At 72.1% G+C, this 17,017-nt stretch carries 19 protein-coding genes; 12 read left to right on the forward strand and 7 right to left on the reverse strand.

Annotated elements, in window-relative coordinates; translation table 11 throughout:
- Positions 1-73 precede the first annotated feature (73 nt).
- Both ACFYWL_RS19175 and ACFYWL_RS19180 read right to left on the reverse strand, forming a co-directional pair.
- Entirely contained in the window at positions 74-409 is a 336-nt protein-coding gene (locus ACFYWL_RS19175; RefSeq protein ID WP_386974418.1) for a hypothetical protein, read from the reverse strand.
- Positions 409-723, reverse strand: a complete 315-nt coding sequence (locus ACFYWL_RS19180; protein ID WP_386974420.1) for a DUF6158 family protein — start codon at positions 721-723, stop codon at positions 409-411. Before ACFYWL_RS19180 ends, ACFYWL_RS19175 begins: the two co-directional genes overlap by 1 nt.
- Before the next feature lie 121 nt (positions 724-844).
- Between ACFYWL_RS19180 and ACFYWL_RS19185 the strand changes: the two genes are divergently transcribed.
- The 3 genes from ACFYWL_RS19185 (at position 845) to ACFYWL_RS19195 (ending at position 2,840) form a co-directional block, all read left to right on the forward strand.
- On the forward strand, positions 845-1,270 hold the full coding sequence (locus tag ACFYWL_RS19185) for a hypothetical protein (RefSeq protein WP_386974423.1): 426 nt from the start codon (positions 845-847) through the stop codon (positions 1,268-1,270).
- Between the two features lie 50 nt (positions 1,271-1,320).
- The gene (locus ACFYWL_RS19190; protein ID WP_386974426.1) at positions 1,321-1,647 is read left to right on the forward strand and encodes a DUF3817 domain-containing protein; all 327 of its coding nucleotides are present in this window, start codon (positions 1,321-1,323) and stop codon (positions 1,645-1,647) included.
- 209 nt (positions 1,648-1,856) lie between these two features.
- Complete coding sequence (locus ACFYWL_RS19195; RefSeq protein ID WP_386974429.1) at positions 1,857-2,840, forward strand: NlpC/P60 family protein; 984 nt, start codon at positions 1,857-1,859, stop codon at positions 2,838-2,840.
- A gap of 75 nt (positions 2,841-2,915) precedes the next feature.
- Here the strand turns inward: ACFYWL_RS19195 and ACFYWL_RS19200 are convergent, their stop codons facing one another.
- The 4 genes from ACFYWL_RS19200 to ACFYWL_RS19215 form a co-directional block, all read right to left on the reverse strand.
- Positions 2,916-3,905 (reverse strand): RNA polymerase sigma factor RpoD/SigA, encoded by a 990-nt coding sequence (locus ACFYWL_RS19200; protein ID WP_386974658.1) that lies wholly within the window; start codon positions 3,903-3,905, stop codon positions 2,916-2,918.
- A 452-nt stretch (positions 3,906-4,357) separates the two neighbouring features.
- A complete protein-coding gene (murQ, locus tag ACFYWL_RS19205) occupies positions 4,358-5,308 on the reverse strand; it encodes an N-acetylmuramic acid 6-phosphate etherase (protein ID WP_386974433.1) in 951 nt (316 codons plus the stop codon).
- Positions 5,305-6,219, reverse strand: coding sequence for a MurR/RpiR family transcriptional regulator (locus ACFYWL_RS19210; protein WP_386974436.1), 915 nt, complete (start codon positions 6,217-6,219; stop codon positions 5,305-5,307). The genes murQ and ACFYWL_RS19210 overlap by 4 nt, the downstream gene beginning before the upstream one ends.
- Positions 6,220-6,445: 226 nt before the next feature.
- Positions 6,446-7,222: a dTMP kinase gene (locus tag ACFYWL_RS19215; protein WP_386974439.1), complete on the reverse strand. Its 777-nt coding sequence runs from the start codon at positions 7,220-7,222 to the stop codon at positions 6,446-6,448.
- 98 nt (positions 7,223-7,320) lie between these two features.
- On the opposite strand from ACFYWL_RS19215, the gene ACFYWL_RS19220 reads away from it, so the two are divergent.
- Genes ACFYWL_RS19220 through ACFYWL_RS19235 form a run of 4 tightly spaced genes read left to right on the forward strand, consistent with a single transcriptional unit; the run spans position 7,321 to position 9,179 of the window.
- Positions 7,321-7,962, forward strand: a complete 642-nt coding sequence (locus ACFYWL_RS19220) for a nucleotidyltransferase family protein (RefSeq protein ID WP_386974442.1) — start codon at positions 7,321-7,323, stop codon at positions 7,960-7,962.
- A complete protein-coding gene (locus ACFYWL_RS19225) occupies positions 7,959-8,255 on the forward strand; it encodes a hypothetical protein (protein ID WP_386974445.1) in 297 nt (98 codons plus the stop codon). The genes ACFYWL_RS19220 and ACFYWL_RS19225 overlap by 4 nt, the downstream gene beginning before the upstream one ends.
- A 13-nt stretch (positions 8,256-8,268) precedes the next feature.
- The gene (locus ACFYWL_RS19230; protein ID WP_386974448.1) at positions 8,269-9,042 is read left to right on the forward strand and encodes a metallophosphoesterase; all 774 of its coding nucleotides are present in this window, start codon (positions 8,269-8,271) and stop codon (positions 9,040-9,042) included.
- Positions 9,033-9,179, forward strand: coding sequence for a GPGG-motif small membrane protein (locus ACFYWL_RS19235; protein WP_013288160.1), 147 nt, complete (start codon positions 9,033-9,035; stop codon positions 9,177-9,179). The genes ACFYWL_RS19230 and ACFYWL_RS19235 overlap by 10 nt, the downstream gene beginning before the upstream one ends.
- 104 nt (positions 9,180-9,283) lie before the next feature.
- Here ACFYWL_RS19235 and ACFYWL_RS19240 read toward each other — a convergent pair whose 3' ends face one another.
- Positions 9,284-10,057, reverse strand: coding sequence for a peptidoglycan DD-metalloendopeptidase family protein (locus ACFYWL_RS19240; RefSeq protein ID WP_386974450.1), 774 nt, complete (start codon positions 10,055-10,057; stop codon positions 9,284-9,286).
- Between the two features lie 259 nt (positions 10,058-10,316).
- Between ACFYWL_RS19240 and ACFYWL_RS19245 the strand changes: the two genes are divergently transcribed.
- The 5 genes from ACFYWL_RS19245 to ACFYWL_RS19265 all read left to right on the forward strand — a co-directional run bounded on the left by ACFYWL_RS19245 (position 10,317) and on the right by ACFYWL_RS19265 (position 16,660).
- Complete coding sequence (locus tag ACFYWL_RS19245; RefSeq protein ID WP_386974452.1) at positions 10,317-11,663, forward strand: ABC transporter substrate-binding protein; 1,347 nt, start codon at positions 10,317-10,319, stop codon at positions 11,661-11,663.
- 69 nt (positions 11,664-11,732) lie between these two features.
- Positions 11,733-12,782, forward strand: a complete 1,050-nt coding sequence (locus ACFYWL_RS19250) for a carbohydrate ABC transporter permease (RefSeq protein WP_386974455.1) — start codon at positions 11,733-11,735, stop codon at positions 12,780-12,782.
- A 1-nt stretch (position 12,783) separates the two neighbouring features.
- Positions 12,784-13,749, forward strand: a complete 966-nt coding sequence (locus ACFYWL_RS19255) for a carbohydrate ABC transporter permease (RefSeq protein ID WP_386974458.1) — start codon at positions 12,784-12,786, stop codon at positions 13,747-13,749.
- 61 nt (positions 13,750-13,810) lie between these two features.
- A complete protein-coding gene (locus ACFYWL_RS19260) occupies positions 13,811-14,884 on the forward strand; it encodes a LacI family DNA-binding transcriptional regulator (protein ID WP_386974461.1) in 1,074 nt (357 codons plus the stop codon).
- A gap of 99 nt (positions 14,885-14,983) precedes the next feature.
- Positions 14,984-16,660 carry a glycoside hydrolase family 13 protein gene (locus ACFYWL_RS19265; protein ID WP_386974660.1) on the forward strand — a complete coding sequence of 559 codons (1,677 nt, stop codon included), beginning with the start codon at positions 14,984-14,986 and terminating at the stop codon, positions 16,658-16,660.
- Positions 16,661-17,017: the final 357 nt, after the last annotated feature.

Consider the following 17,017-nt stretch of genomic DNA (forward strand, 5'->3'; position numbering starts at 1 on the left):
CCATCGTCTGCGCGTCGCGGCCCCGCCAGGGCCCGCCCGCCGGCCGTCCGGCACGGCAGTTCGGCACGGCCGTTCAGCCGGCGGTCAGGTTGTCGGCCACCTCGCGGGCGAGGTTGGCCAGGGTCTCGTCGGCGAGCGCGGATTCCGCCCCGCCGGCCGCGCCGGCGAGGTCGAGGCACACCCGCGCGCCCCCGGCGTCGGCCGGCTCGACCCGGATCTCAGCCGACCAGCCGGGCGCGGAGTCGCTGCGCCAACAGGCCCGCAGGCCCCCCGCGTCGACCTCGGGGCGGCCGTCGCCGTCGGACCGCAGCGGCTCGGGCAGCCAGGCCGCGGCGCGATCCGGGTCGGTCGCCGTGCTGAACACCACCTCGGGCGGCGCCGACATGCCGCGTTGGGCGCGTACGGTCATCACTCGTCCCGCAGCCGGGCCGGGTCGATCTCCCGCCCCGGGTGCCGGGCCAGGTACTCGGTCTCCAGCTCCGCCGTGCGGCGCAGGTGGTTGGCGAGCGCCGAGTCCGACGCGTGCCGCAGGGTGTCGAGGCGGGTGCGGTGCAGACTGTGCATCTCGCGGATCAGGTCGTCGTCGGCGAGCTCGGCCGGGTCGATGCCGGCTTCCTCGTCGGCGGCCGGGTCGTGCAGGTGGTCCCCGTCCCACTCGGGCATCCGCTGCTCCGGGCTAACCTCGGCCGGGCCGGTGGTCGTCCGCCAGGCTGATTCGGTCATGTCGCCCCCCTCGTCTCGTCTGGGCTGGCGTCTAGACGGATGCCCACCCGAGCCCCCGGCAAACCACCGGCACTACGACGCCGCGTCGGAGACCACGCCGCCGCCCGGTACCCTCGATGCCATGATGCGGCTCTGGACACCGGCGTGGATCGCCCGCCACGTGGCCATGGTCGTGCTCGTCGTCGGCTTCCTCGGGCTGGGCTGGTGGCAGATCACCCGGGCCGCCGAGGGCAACGCGCTGAGCTGGGGGTACGCGGTCGAATGGCCGATCTTCGCCGCGTTCGTGCTCTTCGTCTGGTGGCGTGAGCTGCGGCACACCCTGCGGTCGGTCCCCGGCGACGAGCCGGCCGGGCCGGCGACGGCCGACCGCGTGGCGGCGGCCACGCCGTCCGCCACCCCCGCCGGGGTGCGCCGGCCGGTGCGGGTGTCCCGCGCGCCGGCCGCGCCGGACGACGGCGCGGACGACGCCGACCTGGCCGCCTACAACCGCTACCTGGCATGGTTGAACGCCAATCCGGGCGCCCGGCCCGGTGACTATCCCGGCTGACGCCGGTTCGCGACTATCCGGCGCAGGCCGGTTCGGAAGGACGGACGAAGGTGGGCGGAGCCCTTACCCGGTACCGCGTCATCGCCTGGATCGTGGGCGTGGCGCTGGTCGTGCTGGTGCTGGTCGGCATGCCCCTGAAGTACGGGTTCGACGAGCCGACCGTGGTGGCGGTCGTCGGGACCGCACACGGCTGGCTCTACATGCTCTACCTGGCCGCGACGTTCGACCTGTCCCGCCGGGCCGACTGGCCGCTGAAGCGGATGCTGCTGGTGATGCTCGCCGGCACCGTCCCGTTCGTCTCCTTCTACGCCGAGCGCCGGGTCAGCGGCTGGCTCGCCCCGCAGCCCGCCCCGGCGGCGGAGCCGGTGGCCGGCTGAGCGCGCCGCGCCACCGTACGCGATCGCCCCTCACGACCCAGCAGACCGTTTCGCCACGTTCGTCCCTGCTTCACCTGCGGGTAACTTCCGTCCCGCGCTAGGTTGATCAGGCCGGACCGGTCGACCGCCGTCCACCCGGACAGCCCCGGGCCGGTGCCGACGCGGCGTCGTGACGTCGTGCCGGCTGGTGGGAGAGGAGCCCTCCGCTCTTGTCGTCCCTCAGAAATTCGCTGCGCGCACTGGTGACGGCCGGCCTCGTGGCCATGCTGATCGCCCCGGCGTCGGCGGCTCGGGCCGAGCCGACCCCCGCCGAGCTGACGCAGCGGATCGAGAAGTCCTCGACCGAGCTGGAACGGGTCGTCGAGTCCTACAACAAGCTCGCCGAGGACATCAAGGCGAACAAGGCCACCGCGGCGAAGCTCGCGGCCCGGATCGGGCCGCTGGAGGAGCAGACCGCGCAGAGCCGGGCGGACGTCGGCACGATCGCCGTCACCGCGTACAAGTCGGGCCGGCTGGACACCGCCAACGCGCTGCTGAGCCCGGGCGGGCCGAGCACCCTGCTGGACCGGCTCGACACCCTCGACCAGCTCAGCCGGCAGCGCCAGCAGCGGATCGCCGGCTACACCGAGAGCCAGCGCCGGCTGCTCAACGAGAAGGGGCGGCTGGACGCGACGCTCGCGAAGCAGGCCGCGCAGGCGAAGCAGCTCACCGCCAGCCGCAAGCGGATCGAGAAGGACCTGGCCGAGCTGTACGAGATGCGCCGGCAGGCGTACGGGCGGGCCACCGAGCCGACCCCGCCGAAGGCGCGCTCGGGCGGGAAGTCCGGGGAGAAGGCCCCGGCCGTCTCGGGCCGGGCCGGCGTGGCCGTCCGGTACGCGTACGGGGCGCTCGGCAAGCCGTACGTCTGGGCCGCCGACGGCCCCAACGGGTACGACTGCTCCGGCCTCACCTCCGCCGCCTGGCGGGCGGCCGGCAAGTCGCTGCCGCACAACACGCGCATGCAGTGGGGCGTGGTCAGCCACATCAGCCGCAGCGAGCTGCGCCCCGGCGACCTCGTCTTCTACAACAGCCTCGGCCACGTGGCCATCTACGTCGGCGACGGGCAGGTGATCCACGCGCCGACCTTCGGCCGGCACGTGGAGAAGCGCGCCGTCGACCTGATGCCGCCCTACGGGTACGGCCGGGTCCGCTGACCAGCTCCCCGCGCGACGGCGAACGGCCGGCGTCCCCCTATCGGACGCCGGCCGTTCGCCGTCATTACTACCAGCTCAGGCGGCCTGCAGCCCCTCCGCCCGGGCCAGCTCGCGCAGCCGGCCCAGCGCCTGGATCTCCAGCTGCCGGATCCGCTCCCGCGACAGCGAGAACCGCGACGCGACCTCGGTCAGCGAGTGCTCGCGCCCGTCCTCCAGTCCGTAGCGGGCCCGCATGATGCCGGCCGACCGGTCGTCGAGGTGGTTGAGCAGGCCCTCGATGCGCTGCCGCTCCAGGCCGGTGAGGACGATGTCCTCCGGCGACGGGGCGTCGCTGTCGGCAACCAGGTCGCCGAGGTTGGTGTCGCCGTCGTCGCCGACCGGCGTGTCCAGCGACACGGTGTCCTGCGACCAGCGCACCAGCTCGTTGACCCGCTCGACGGTGACGCCCAGCGCCGCCGCGATCTGCTCCGGCTCCGGGTCGCTGCCCAGCTCGCGGGTGAGCTGCCGAGCGACGTTGCGCATCCGGTTGACGTCCTCGACCAGGTGCACCGGCAGCCGCACGGTGCGCTCCTGCTGGGCGATCGCCCGGCTGATCGCCTGGCGGATCCACCAGGTCGCGTAGGTGGAGAACTTGAACCCGCGCTCGTAGTCGAACTTCTCGACCGCCCGGACCAGGCCGGTGTTGCCCTCCTGGATCAGGTCGAGCATGGGCATGCCCGAGCGCACGTAGCGCCGGGCGATGGAGACGACCAGCCGCAGGTTGGCGCGGATGAAGAGGTCCTTCGCCCGCTCCCCCTCGGCGACCACCCGCTCCAGGTCGTCCCGGTCGACACCGGCGGGAACGCGGTCCGTCTCGAGCAGGTGCTCGGCGTACAGCCCGGCCTCGATCGACTTGGAGAGGTCGACCTCGGTGGCGGCGTCCAGCAGTGGCGTCCGGGAGATCTCGTGAAGGTAGACTCCGACGAGGTCGCGCTCCTCGGCCACCTCGTCGGTTCGCATGCCGATGTTCTTGTCCACGTTGCCCACGGTCCCCTCGCTCGCGCCGGTTGCCCGGTTCCTTGCCATCCCCACGTCCATCAGCCCTCCCCCGTAACTCCCGCTGTGCCCTCCGGTGCTGACCTGACACCTGCACAACAGTTGAGACGCGTCGGGGATTCCATGTCGTGAGTCGAAAGTGTCACGAATGCCTGAGTAGTAGCTGAGAGCCCGGTCCATGTTTGCTGTCAGCACCCCGAAAAGTGGCTCACCGTTGGTGCCACCGACGGGTCGGCGCATCGACGGAACGCGTCCGCCCTCGCATGGCACCATCGCCACCCCGGGGCGCACAGCGATCCGCGTCACCGCCGCCTTGCGATCCTGGTCACCGGCTGATACGCGCCGACGGGCCGGGCGGTTCATCCACGGATACGGAATACCCTCGCCCCGGTTGAACAATCCGTGCCGTGTGGTAAGTCCCACCCTCGGCCGTTGGTGACCACCGTCACGGGCGACGCCGGCGCGGGTGCCGGAAACGCTCATCAGGCGAGCAGGTCGAGCGCGCCCCTGACCTGGTCGGCGGCGCGGGCCAGGGCGGCCCGGGCAGCGGGGACCTCGGCGCCGGAGACGAGCGACACCAGGGCGGTCTTGAGGTCGCCGTCGGCCTCGTGCAGGGCCCGCCGGCAGACCTCCTCGGCGCAGCCGGTGGCCTCCACCAGGATCGAGATCATCCGGCCGCGCAGCTTGGCGTTGGTGGCCACCATGTCGATCATGAGGTTCGAGTAGACCCGGCCCAGCCGCACCATGACGGCGGTCGAGAACGTGTTGAGCACCAGCTTCTGCGCCGTGCCCGCCTTCATCCGGGTCGAGCCGGTCACCACCTCGGGGCCGGTGTCCACCCCGATGAACACGTCGACGGAGCCGGCGGCCTCGGCCTCCGGGTTGGCGCAGAGCAGCACGGTCGAGGCCCCCTGGGCCCGGGACGCGGCGAGCGCCCCGAGAACGTACGGGGTGCGCCCGCTGGCCGCCAGCCCGACGACGAGGTCGCCCGCGCCGACGCAGTCGGCCGCCTCGGCCGCGCCGCCCCGGTGGTCGTCCTCGGCGTCCTCGACCGCCCGCCACATGGCGTCCGGGCCACCGGCGAGGTGGGCGCAGAACCAGTGCCGGGGCGAGTTGAAGGTGGGGGCCAGCTCGGCGGCGTCCAGCACCCCGAGGCGGCCGGAGGTCCCGGCGCCGAAGTAGTGCACCCGGTGCCCGCCGCGCAGCGCGGCGACCGCGAGGTCGACGGTGGCGGCGATCTCGTCGAGGACCGCCGCGACGGCGGCCGGCACCCGCCGGTCCGCCTCGTTGATCACGGTGAGCACGTCCCGGGTCGACATCAGGTCGAGGTCGACGCTGCGCGGGTTGCGCCGCTCGGTGGGCGCGCCCACCCGGACCACCGGGCGGGCGGGAACCGCCGCGACCTCTCCGGGCTCGACGCGCCCGGCCGTCATCCCCGCCTCCGGCCCGGGCCGACCCGCCGGGTCCGCACCGCGTCGGCGGTGACCTCCAGCGCCCTGCGGGCCCGCGCGCGGTTGCGGGCGGCCACCCCGACGAAGAGGCAGTCGACCACGGTGAGCTGGGCCAGCCGGCTGGCCATCGCGCCCGAGCGGTACGTCGTCTCGCGGGCCGCCGTGGTGAGCACGAAGTCGGCGACGTCGGTGATCGGCGAGCGGGGGAAGTTGGTCAGCGCCACCGTGCCGGCGCCCCGGGCGCGGGCCTGCTCCAGCACCTCGATCACGTCGGCGGTGGTGCCGCTGTGCGAGATGCCCACGGCCACGTCGCCCTTGGCGAGCAGCGCGGCCGAGGTGAGGGCGGTGTGCACGTCCGGGAAGTAGAACGCCATGCGGCCGATGCGGTGCAGCTTCTGCTGGAAGTCCGAGGCGACGAAGCCGCTGGCGCCCGCGCCGTAGACCTCGATCCGGCCCGCGCCCACGATCGCCTCGACGACCTGCTCGCAGACGGCCGGGTCGAGCTGCTCGGCTGTCTCCTCCACGGCCCGGGCGTCGTTGAACGCGATGGTGGCGATGATCTGGGCCAGGTCGGCACCGGGCGGGATGTCGCCGCCCACGACCCGGGCGTCCGGCGGCTCGACCCGGCGGGCGGCCTCGGCGGCGAGCCGGATGCGCAGCTGCGGGTAGCCGTCCATGCCGACCGAGCGGCAGAACCGGATGACTGTCGCCTCGGACGTCTCGGCGGCGGTGGCGAGGTCGGTGATGGTGCGCCGGGCGGCGTCCGCCGGATCGGCGACCACCAGCCGGGCCACCCGCTGCTCGGCGGGCGACAGCGAGGGGAGCAGGCCGCTGATGTGGACAATCAACCCACCCGGCTCGTGACTCGCAGAAATCTTCGGACTCTTCGCCACGGATGAAACTTACTTTCACCGGGCGCAAGCGTCAACCATGTCTCCACGTATCGGGAAAAAAGTACTCCGGACGTTCACGAGTGTTGCGGAAAGGCTGTCATTTCCGCCGCGCTGGGCGCCTCCCCCGCAGGGGCCCCGCCCCGTGCTGGACGGGGCGGGCGACCCGCCGTCCGGGCGGCGGTCGCACCGTTCGGTGGGCACCCGGGGTGGGCCGGCCGGCCCACGCTCAGGCCGGCCCCGCCACGAGCAGCCCCGACCCCCGGCCGGCGTCGTCGACGGGTTGCGCCACCGCGCCCGGCTCGGCGGCCGGAGTGGGCCCGGCCGGGGGCGGCCCGAACGGGGCGGCGGCCTCGGCGGACCCGACCCCCTCGGCCGGCAGCCAGGCGGCCAGGTGGGCCCGGATCTGCCGGGACACCTCCTCGGGCGGGCGGCCGGCGTCGACGACCACGAAGCTGGAGAACTCGGGCAGGGTGCGGTACGCCGTGTCGGCGGCGGTCAGCCAGCCCATCGTCTCGTGGTCGGTGCCGCGCCGCTCGATCCGCTGGTACGCCTCGGCCGGATCGACCGCGAGGAGGAAGGTGACCTGCGGCGGCGGGAAGAGGCGGTACCCGGCCCGGGCCAGCCGTTCCCAGCGCTGCCCGCCGTGCGCCCGGATGCTGGCGTACTGGCAGGCGGAGTAGCGGTCCATGACGGCCGTCCGGCCGGTGACCAGGCAGCTCAGCAGCGCCGCCGCGATCGCCAGCCAGCGCAGCACGGACTCGACGGCGAGCAGGCCGCGCCGGCCGACGAGCCGCTCGGCGTCGGGGCGGCCGAGCCGCTGGGCGACCCGGCCCAGCCAGCGGCGACCGCCGGCGTTGCGGTGGTAGGTCGCGGGGCGGCCGGCGGCGGTCAGCGCCTCGGCGAGATGGTGGGCCTGGGTGGTCTTGCCCGACCCGTCGATGCCGATCAGGGCGACGGCGCGCAGTCGGGCCTTGCCCCGCCGGTCCCGCAGTGATCTGGCCACCTTCATCAGACTATCGGACCCGCGCTCGCCTTCGGGGTTTCGTCCCTTTACGGCCGGTTCGCACCCTGAGGGGCGACGCTCAGGTGTGGGCGAACGGAATGCCGGGTACGCAAATCGAATCCGCCTGTCCACGACACGACCGACGGGAGAGCCACATGGCCGAGCGCGGGGACGAGACCCTGGTGCACACGCTGAAGAAGGTCGCCGCCGTGCTCAAACAGTCCGAGATCCCGTTCGCCCTCGGCGGCAGCTTCGCGGTGTACGCCCACGGCGGGCACTCCAGCGAGCACGACGTCGACTTCCTGATCCGGGGCGAGGACGTGGACCGGGCGCTGGAGGCGCTGGTCGAGGCGGGCTTCGACGCCGAGCGCCCGCCCGAGGACTGGCTGGTGAAGGTCTACGACGACGGCCGGATGGTGGACCTGATCCACCGCCCGATCGAGACCCCGGTCACCGAGGAGACGTTCGCCGACACGATCGACCGCCCGGTCGACGCGATCCACATGCCCGTGTTGTCCGCCTCCCTGCTCATGGTGCACAAGCTGCTCAGCTTCTCCCAGCACTACTGCGACTTTGCCCGGGCGCTGCCGCTGGCCCGGTCGCTGCGCGAACAGATCGACTGGGAACGGGTACGCAAGGAGACGCAGCACTCGCCGTACGCCGAGGCGTTCCTGGTGCTGCTCGACCGGTTGGACGTGGTGCCGTACTCCGGCGCCACCGAGGAGAAGGAGACCGCGTGAGCGAGCACCGCGACAGCGCCGCCGGCACACCCGCCGTCACCGCCGGCCCGCCCGACGAGTACGTGGAGGCCGAGGTCCACCGGCTGCTGGCCGAGGATCCGGACGTCGCCGAGCAGGGGATCACCGTGGTCCGCCGGGAACGCGGCCTGGTCCTCTACGGCGAGGTGGAGAGCCCGCACCGGCGCGAGGAGATCCTGCGGCGGGTCGCCGAGCGCTTCCCCGACGTGCCGGTCACCAGCGACATCGGGGTGATCCGCACGCAGGCGCCCACGCAGGTCGAACAGCTGCCGTGAGGGAGGTCGGAAGGTGATCCGGATCGCCGCCGTGGGCGACGTGCACCTGGACGAGGACGTGGTGGGCCGGTTCCGGCCCGCCCTGGACGAGCTGCCCGACTGCGCCGACGTGCTGCTGCTCGCCGGCGACCTGACCCGGCACGGCACCGAGGCCGAGGCACGCTGCGTGGCCCGGGAGTTCGGCGGGCTGGGCGTGCCGGTGGTGACGGTGCTCGGCAACCACGACCACCAGTGCGACCAGGTGCCGCAGGTGGTCAAGGTGCTGGAGGAGGCCGGCATCAGGGTGCTGGAGGGCGAGGGGATCGTGCTGGACCTCCCCGCCGGGCGGCTCGGCGTGGCCGGGGTGAAGGGCTTCGGCGGGGGCTTCGCCGGCCGGTGCGCCAGCGACTTCGGCGAGCCGGAGATGAAGGCGTTCGTCCGCACCACGAACGAGAGCGCGGAGGCGCTGGGCGCGGCCCTGCGCGGGCTGGACTGCGACCTGCTGGTGGCGCTGACCCACTACTCCCCCGTGCCCGACACGCTGGCCGGCGAGCCGCTGGAGATCTACCCGTTCCTCGGGTCGTACCAGCTCGGGCAGGCCATCGACTCGGCACCGACCGCCCTGGCCCTGCACGGGCACGCGCACGCCGGCAGCGAGCGGGGCACCACCCCGGGCGGGGTCCGGGTCCGCAACGTCGCGCACCCGGTGATCAAGCAGGCGTACAGCATCTTCCATGTCGGTGATCATCTGGACGCCGGTGAGGTTTCCCGGATCGGCCACTCGGGTACTCAGCAGCCATGGAGCTGATTCTCTGGATTCTCGCAGTCGTACTCGTGGTCGCCGGCATTCTCGCGCTGTTCCGCCGGCAGATCCTGTGGGGCATCGTCCTCATCGTGGTCGGGCTGTTGGTCGGCCCGGGCGGGGTCAGCATCTTCAACACGTGATCCCCTACCCCGTCCTATCCACCACCGACCCGCCGGGGTCGTCGTGACCGGAGCCTCGTCCTCCCAGACAGGGGCCCACCGGCCAGGACGACCCCGGCGTCGCGTCAGCAGCGCGGGACGTTCGGGATGTAGCCGTCGTACCCGGTGTAGACGTACGCGTCGGCGATGTACCGGCCGCTGCCGATCCGGTCCCAGATCGAGCTGGTGCCGTACGTGCCGGTGACCGTGGTGCCGCTGGTCTGGCAGTGGATGGTCACCTTCGTCCCGTCCGCGACCGTGCCGACCGAGGAGTACCCGGTGCCCGGGCCGGAGCGGACGGTCAGCGGGGTGCCGCTGGTGTTGACCGTGCCGGAGCCGGTGCTCGACGAGCAGTTGTTGTCGCTGGTGTAGGTCTTGGTGCCCCAGTAGAGCGCCAGGTTGCCGTTGAACCGGACCTGGATGTCGTTGCCGTTGAGCCGCTGCTCGTAGTGCAGGTGCGGGCCGGTGGAGCCGCCCGTGCTGCCGACCCAGCCGATCACCTTGCCGTAGCCGACGCTCTGGCCGACCGAGACGTTGAAGCCGTTGAGGTGGGCGTAGTAGGTGGTGTAGCCGCCGCCGTGGTCGATGCGGACGTACTTGCCGTAGCTGGTGCCGCCGAGGTCGGTGACCCGGTCGACCGTGCCGGGGGCGCTGGCCACCACCGGGTCGCCCTGGTCGTCGGTGCGGTTGAAGTCGACGGCGTACGCCGGGCTGTGGTCGGAGCGGGTCTGGCCGGACCAGGACTGGCCGCAGGGGAACGGAACCTTGAAGGTCGGGGCGGCCATGGCCGGGGTCGCCGGCACCAGGGTCGCCGCGATCAGTGCGCCGACCGCCGCGAGGCTGTACCACCGCTTACGCATCCAGCACCTCCAATGTCGATAAGCTTCAATCAATCGCCTTCAGAGTGACAGATTCCTGCATCGACCGAAAGGGCTCACGGAGGCCGGAACACCCCTATCCGTGGGAGCGTGCCCACTAGGGGTGAGCTGGTTTCGGGATTGTTACTCGTCCGTGTCCGATGGGGGGTGGACGCGCTCGAATGCAAGCGCTTACATGTGGTGACGCCCATCGGACCGGCGCCGGTTGAACGCGACCGCGCCGGCAAGGAAGGAGAACGGCATGGCGGTCTTTGCCAGACCACGCCAGGCTCTCGCGGTCGCCGGCGTACTGGGGCTGGCGCTCAGCGTCACTGCCTGTGGCACCGGCAACGACAAGAGCGGCGGCAAGGGAGACTCCGCGGAGTGTGCCGCATACGAGAAGTACCAGGGCAACGAGGACAAGAAGGTCACAATCTACTCGTCGATCCGGGACATCGAGGCCGACCGCCTCGACGAGTCCTGGAAGCAGTTCGAGGACTGCACCGGCATCGAGATCGACCACGAGGGCAGCGGTGAGTTCGAGGCCCAACTCGGTGTCCGGGTCGACGGCGGCAACGCGCCCGACCTCGCCTTCATCCCGCAGCCGGGTCTGGTCAAGCGGTTCGCCGACGCCGGCAAGCTCAAGGCGGCCAGCGCCGACACCAAGGCGATGGCCGAGCAGAACTACTCGGCCGACTGGCTGAAGTACGGCACCGTCAACGGCCAGTTCTACGGCGCCCCGCTCGGCTCCAACGTGAAGTCCTTCGTGTGGTACTCGCCGAAGACCTTCAAGGAGAAGGGCTGGACCGTCCCCACCACCTGGGACGAGCTGATCGCCCTGAGCGACAAGATCGCGGCGAGCGGCACCAAGCCGTGGTGCGCCGGCATCGAGTCCGGTGACGCCACCGGCTGGCCGGCCACCGACTGGATCGAGGACCTGATGCTCCGGACGCAGACCCCCGAGGTCTACGACCAGTGGACCACCCACGGCATCCCGTTCAACGACCCGAAGGTCGCCGAGGCCCTCGACAAGGCCGGCACGATCCTCAAGAACGAGAAGTACGTCAACGGCGGCTTCGGCGGCGTCAAGAGCATCGCCACCACCTCCTTCCAGGAGGCCGGCACGCCGATCACCACCGGCAAGTGCGCCCTGCACCGCCAGGCGTCGTTCTACGCCAACCAGTGGCCGCAGGGCACCAAGGTGGCCGAGGACGGCGACGTCTTCGCGTTCTACTTCCCGGCGATCGACCCGGCCAAGGGCAAGCCGGTGCTGGGCGGCGGCGAGTTCGTCGCGGCCTTCGCCGACCGCCCCGAGGTCCAGGCCGTGCAGACCTACCTGGCCTCCGGCGAGTACGCCAACAGCCGCGCCAAGATCGGCGACTGGGTGTCGGCCAACAACAAGCTCGACCTGGCGAACGTGCCGAACCCGGTCGACAAGCTCTCCGTGCAGATCCTGCAGGACCAGAAGACCGTCTTCCGGTTCGACGGTTCCGACCTGATGCCGGCCGCCGTCGGCGCCGGGACCTTCTGGAAGGGCATGGTCGACTGGGTCAACGGCAAGGACACCGCCGCGGTGCTCCAGGGCATCGAGAGCAGCTGGCCGAAGTGATCTGAGGCGGTGGTCCGGCCCGCCGCGGCGGGCCGGACCACCGGCTGATCCGAACCCGAGGGAGGGTTGATGGAGTTCGACTTCGCCGACGTGCAGCCGAAGTTCCTCATGCTGTTGTACGGGCTGATCGCGTTCGCCGTGGTCGTCGGGGGCCTGCTGCTGCTTCTCGACGCCGTGCCGTCCTGGTTCGCCCGCCGCCACGAGGCACAGCTGATCGCCGCCTCGGCGAGCGGGGCTCCACTGCCCCGGCGCCGCAAGCCCCGCGAGGGCATGTTCGCGTTCTTCTTCCTGCTGCCAGCGGTGCTGCTGCTCATGATCGGCCTGGTCGTCCCGGCCATCCGCACCACCCTGCTGTCGTTCATGGACGGCGGCAGCAGCAACTGGGTGGGCCTGCGCAACTACGCCTGGATGTTCTCCGAAGACTCGATCGTCCGGGTGCTGATCAACACGCTCGTCTGGGTGCTGCTGGTGCCGCTGGTGGCCACCGCGTTCGGGCTGATCTACTCGGTCCTGGTGGACCGGGCCAGGTTCGAGTCGGTGGCCAAGTCGCTGATCTTCATGCCGATGGCGATCTCGTTCGTCGGCGCGGCGATCATCTGGAAGTTCGTCTACGCCTACCGCGGCGACGGGCAAGAGCAGATCGGTCTGCTCAACCAGATCGTGGTGAGCCTCGGCGGCGAGCCGAAGCAGTGGCTGCTGGACTCGCCGCTGAACACCCTGCTGCTGATCGTGATCATGGTCTGGATCCAGGCCGGATTCGCCATGGTGGTGCTCTCCGCCGCGATCAAGGCCATCCCGGCCGACATCGTCGAGGCCGCCCGGCTCGACGGGGTCACCCCGTGGCAGATGTTCTGGCAGATCACCATGCCGAGCATCCGACCCGCGCTGATCGTCGTGGTGGTGACGCTGTCGATCGCCACGCTGAAGGTCTTCGACATCGTCCGCACCGCGACCAATGGCAACTACGAAACCAGTGTCATCGCGAACGAGATGTACAACCAGGCGTTCCGGTACGGCCAGAACGGGCAGGGCTCGGCGCTGGCGGTCTTCCTCTTCGTCCTGGTGATCCCGCTCGTGATCTACCAGATCCGCAACCTGCGTCAGCAGCAGGAGGGCTGAGATGACCACCACGACGCCCACGCTCCCCGCCGGAGCACAGGCCACCGGAAAGACCTCCACCACCGCCGGGCGGGTCCGCAAGCGGCTCAACAGCCGCACCGCGACGCTGGTCTCGGTCGTCATCGCGGTCGTCTGGACGATCCCCACCTTCGGCCTGTTCGTCTCCTCGTTCCGGCCGGAGGACCAGATCAAGACCACGGGATGGTGGACGTTCTTCACCAACCCGCAGTTCACCCTGGAGAACTACCAGGAGGTGCTGTTCGGGCGCTCCTCGTCGTCGGGGCAGTTGGCCAACTACTTCGTCAACTCGCTGGCGATCACCGTCCCGTCTGTGCTGTTCCCGATCGCGTTCGCGTCACTGGCCGCGTACGCGCTGGCCTGGATCAACTTCCGGGGCCGGGACTGGGCGTACATCGCGATCTTCGCGCTGCAGATCGTCCCGCTCCAGATGGCGCTCGTGCCGCTGCTGAGGTTCTTCTCCACCGGGGTGACCCTCGGCGGGGTGACCCTCATGCCGGCCTGGGACCTGGTCGACGAGCAGAAGTTCGTGCAGGTGTGGTTCGCGCACACCTGCTTCGCGCTGCCGTTCGCCGTCTTCCTGCTGCACAACTTCATCGCGCAGCTGCCCAAGGACCTGATGGAGGCGGCCCGGGTCGACGGGGCCACCCACCCCAAGATCTTCCGCACCATCGTCCTACCGCTGATCACCCCGGCCCTGGCGGCCTTCGGCATCTTCCAGTTCCTCTGGGTCTGGAACGACCTGCTGGTCGCGCTCATCTTCGCCGGGGGCAGCAGCGAGACCGCACCGCTGACCGTGCGGCTGGCCGAGATGGCCGGCACGCGGGGCAACGAGTGGCAGCGGCTGACCGCAGGCGCGTTCGTCTCGATCGTCGTACCGCTGATCGTGTTCCTGTCGCTCCAGCGATACTTCGTGCGCGGCCTGCTCGCCGGCAGCGTCAAGGGCTGACCCGCGACCGCCGCCGCCCGCGTTGGCGGGCGGCGGCGGTCCGGGCCGGAGCGGGGTGTCCATGACCAAGATCGATGATGTCGCCCGCCTGGCCGGGGTCTCCACCGCCACCGTGTCGCGGGCCCTGCGCGGCCTGCCGACCGTCTCCGCGGCCACCCGCCGCCGGGTCCTCGCCGCCGCCGAGCAACTCCAGTACGCGGTCTCGCCGAGCGCGTCGCGGCTGGCCGGCGGGCGGACCGCCACCGTGGCCGTGATCGTCCCCAGGATCACTCGCTGGTTCTTCGGCACCGTGGTCGAGGCCGTCGAGGAGACCCTGCACGAATCCGGCTACGACCTGCTGCTCTACAACCTCGGCGGCCGGGAGCGCACCCGCCAGCGGGTGCTGGGCACCGCCAACCTGCACAAGCGGGTGGACGCCGTGATCCTGGTCGCCACCCCGCTGCGCCGGGCCGAGCTGGCCGCCCTCACCGTGCTGGACCTGCCCGGCGTGACCATCAGCTCCGGCAGCGAAGTGCCCGGCTGGCCCTGCGTACGCATCGACGACGTGGCCGCCGCGCGGACCGCCACCCGGCACCTGCTCGACCTGGGGCACCGCCGGATCGCGCACCTCTCCGGCGACCCGGACGACGAGCTGGCCTTCACCACCCACCTGGACCGACGCCGCGGCTACCAGGAGGCGCTGCGGTCCGCCGGCATCGAGCCCGACCCGTGCCTGGACGTCGAGTCGCAGTTCACCATCGACGGCGGCGAGCAGGCCACCATCGAACTGCTCGCCCGGGGCGAGCCACCGACCGCCATCTTCGCCGCCTGCGACGAGATGGCCATGGGCGCGATGAGCGCGCTGCGCGACGCGGGCCTGCGGGTACCGCAGGACGTCAGCGTCATCGGCATCGACGACCACGACCTGGCCGGGATGCTCGGGCTGACCACGATCGCCCAGCCGGCGGCGGAGCAGGGCCGGCTCGCCGCCCGCATCCTGCTCGACCCGCTCGGCGGCGGGGACCTGCCCCCGCCCGCCGGGCCGGTCGTGCCCGGCCCGCGCGGCGTTGGCCCCGCCGGGCCGTCCGCCGCGCCGCTGATCCTGCCGACCCGCCTCGTGGTACGCGACTCGACCGCCCCGCCCCGGGCAGACTGACCGGAGGTCGTCCGCCCGGCACCGGGCAGACTGGACGGGTTCGTCCGCGTGCCACCGGGGAACCATGACCGGGACGGCTTCGACACACGGGAGAAGGCCCTGAACACCGACGCGACCCCCCAGCAACAGTCCGCCGGCCCCACCACCGCCTGGTGGACCGAGGCCGTGATCTACCAGATCTACCCGCGTTCGTTCGCCGACGCGAACGGTGACGGCATCGGCGACCTGCCGGGCATCACCGCCCGCCTCGACCACTTCGTCGAGCTGGGCGTGGACGCGGTCTGGCTGTCGCCGTTCTACCCGTCGCCGCAGGCCGACGCCGGGTACGACGTGGCCGACTACCACGACGTGGACCCGCTGTTCGGGCGGCTCGGTGACGCCGACCGGCTCATCGCCGAGGCGCACGCGCGCGGGCTGCGGGTCATCGTCGACCTCGTGCCCAACCACACGTCGTCGGCGCACCGCTGGTTCACCGCGGCCCTCGCCGCCGCCCCGGGCAGCCCCGAGCGCGCCCGGTACGTCTTCCGCGACGGCCTCGGGCCCGACGGCGGCCAACCGCCCAACGACTGGACCAGCGTCTTCGGCGGCCCGGCGTGGACCCGCGTGACCGAGCCCGACGGCCGGCCCGGCCAGTGGTACCTGCACCTGTTCGACCCCGGTCAGCCCGACCTGAACTGGGACAACCCGGAGGTGCGCGCCGAGTTCCTGGACGTGCTGCGGTTCTGGCTGGACCGCGGCGTCGACGGCTTCCGGGTGGACGTGGCGCACGGGCTGATCAAGCAGGCCGACCTGGCGAACTGGCAGGAGCCGCAGGAGATCCTCTCGGGCAGCGAGGTCGACAAGCCCCGCCCGCCGATGTGGGACCAGGACGGCGTCCACGAGGTCTACCGGGACTGGCGTCGCCTGCTCGACTCGTACGACGGCCAGCGGATCCTGGTCGCCGAGGCGTGGGTGGAGCCGGCCGAGCGGCTGGCCCGCTACGTGCGGCCCGACGAGATGCACCAGGCGTTCAACTTCGAGTACCTCACCGCCTCCTGGACCGCACCCGCCCAGTACGCGGTGATCACCCGCTCGCTGGAGGCCACCGACGCCGTCGGCGCGCCCACCACCTGGGTGCTGTCCAACCACGACGTGGTCCGGCACGCCTCCCGCCTCGGCCTGCCCGTCGGCACCCCCCGCCCGAACGGCATCGGCGTCGGCGACCCGCAGCCGGACGCCGCGCTGGGCCTGCGCCGGGCCCGGGCGGCCACCCTGCTGATGCTGGCCCTGCCCGGCTCGGCCTACCTCTACCAGGGCGAGGAGCTGGGCCTGCCGGAACACATGACGCTGCCCGACGAGGTGCGGCAGGACCCGACGTGGGAGCGCAGCGGGCACACCGAGCGCGGCCGGGACGGCTGCCGGGTGCCGATCCCGTGGGAGGCCGACGCGCCGTCGTACGGCTTCGGGCCGACCGACGCGAGCTGGCTGCCCCAGCCGCCGTCGTGGGCCGAGTACGCGCTCGACCGGCAGCGCGACGTGCCCGGCTCGACGTACGAGCTGTACCGCACCGCCCTGCGGCTGCGCCGCGAGCACGGGCTCGGCCGGGGCAGCCTCTACTGGCTGGCCTCGGGCGACGAGGTGGTGAGCTTCCGCAACGGCGACGTCACGGTGCTGACGAACTTCGGCGCGACGCCGGTGCCGGTGCCGGCGGAGGCGGAGCTGCTGCACGCCAGCGCCCCGCTGCCCGACGACGGCACGGTCGGGCAGGACGTCACCGTCTGGTACCGCGCCGCCTGATCCTCCGCGCCGCCTGATCCTCCGTGCCGCCTGATCCTCCGTGCCGCCTGGCCTGCCGCGCACCGGGTGCCCGGGCGGCGTCGCGGGGCGAGCCGGCGGGTGCCGGAGGCTTTGCCGCCGCGTAGGGAGCTGATGTCGTGAATGACTCACCCAGGCCCCGCCCCGCCGACCGCCGACCACCGAGGCGAGGCGGGGCGGGGCGGGGCGGGGGACGCCCAGCAGGCGGCAGCGGAGGGGCAGTGCAAGCGCAGCGGACGCAGCGGACGGGCGGCGGGCGGAGGGCGGCGGGCGAGAGCAGCGGACGGACGGGCAGGCGGGTGGGCGCAGCGGACGGGCGGCGGGCAGGCGGGCGCAGCG

It is taken from the genome of Micromonospora sp. NPDC002575 (genome assembly GCF_042889525.1).
Lineage (GTDB): Bacteria > Actinomycetota > Actinomycetes > Mycobacteriales > Micromonosporaceae > Micromonospora > Micromonospora carbonacea.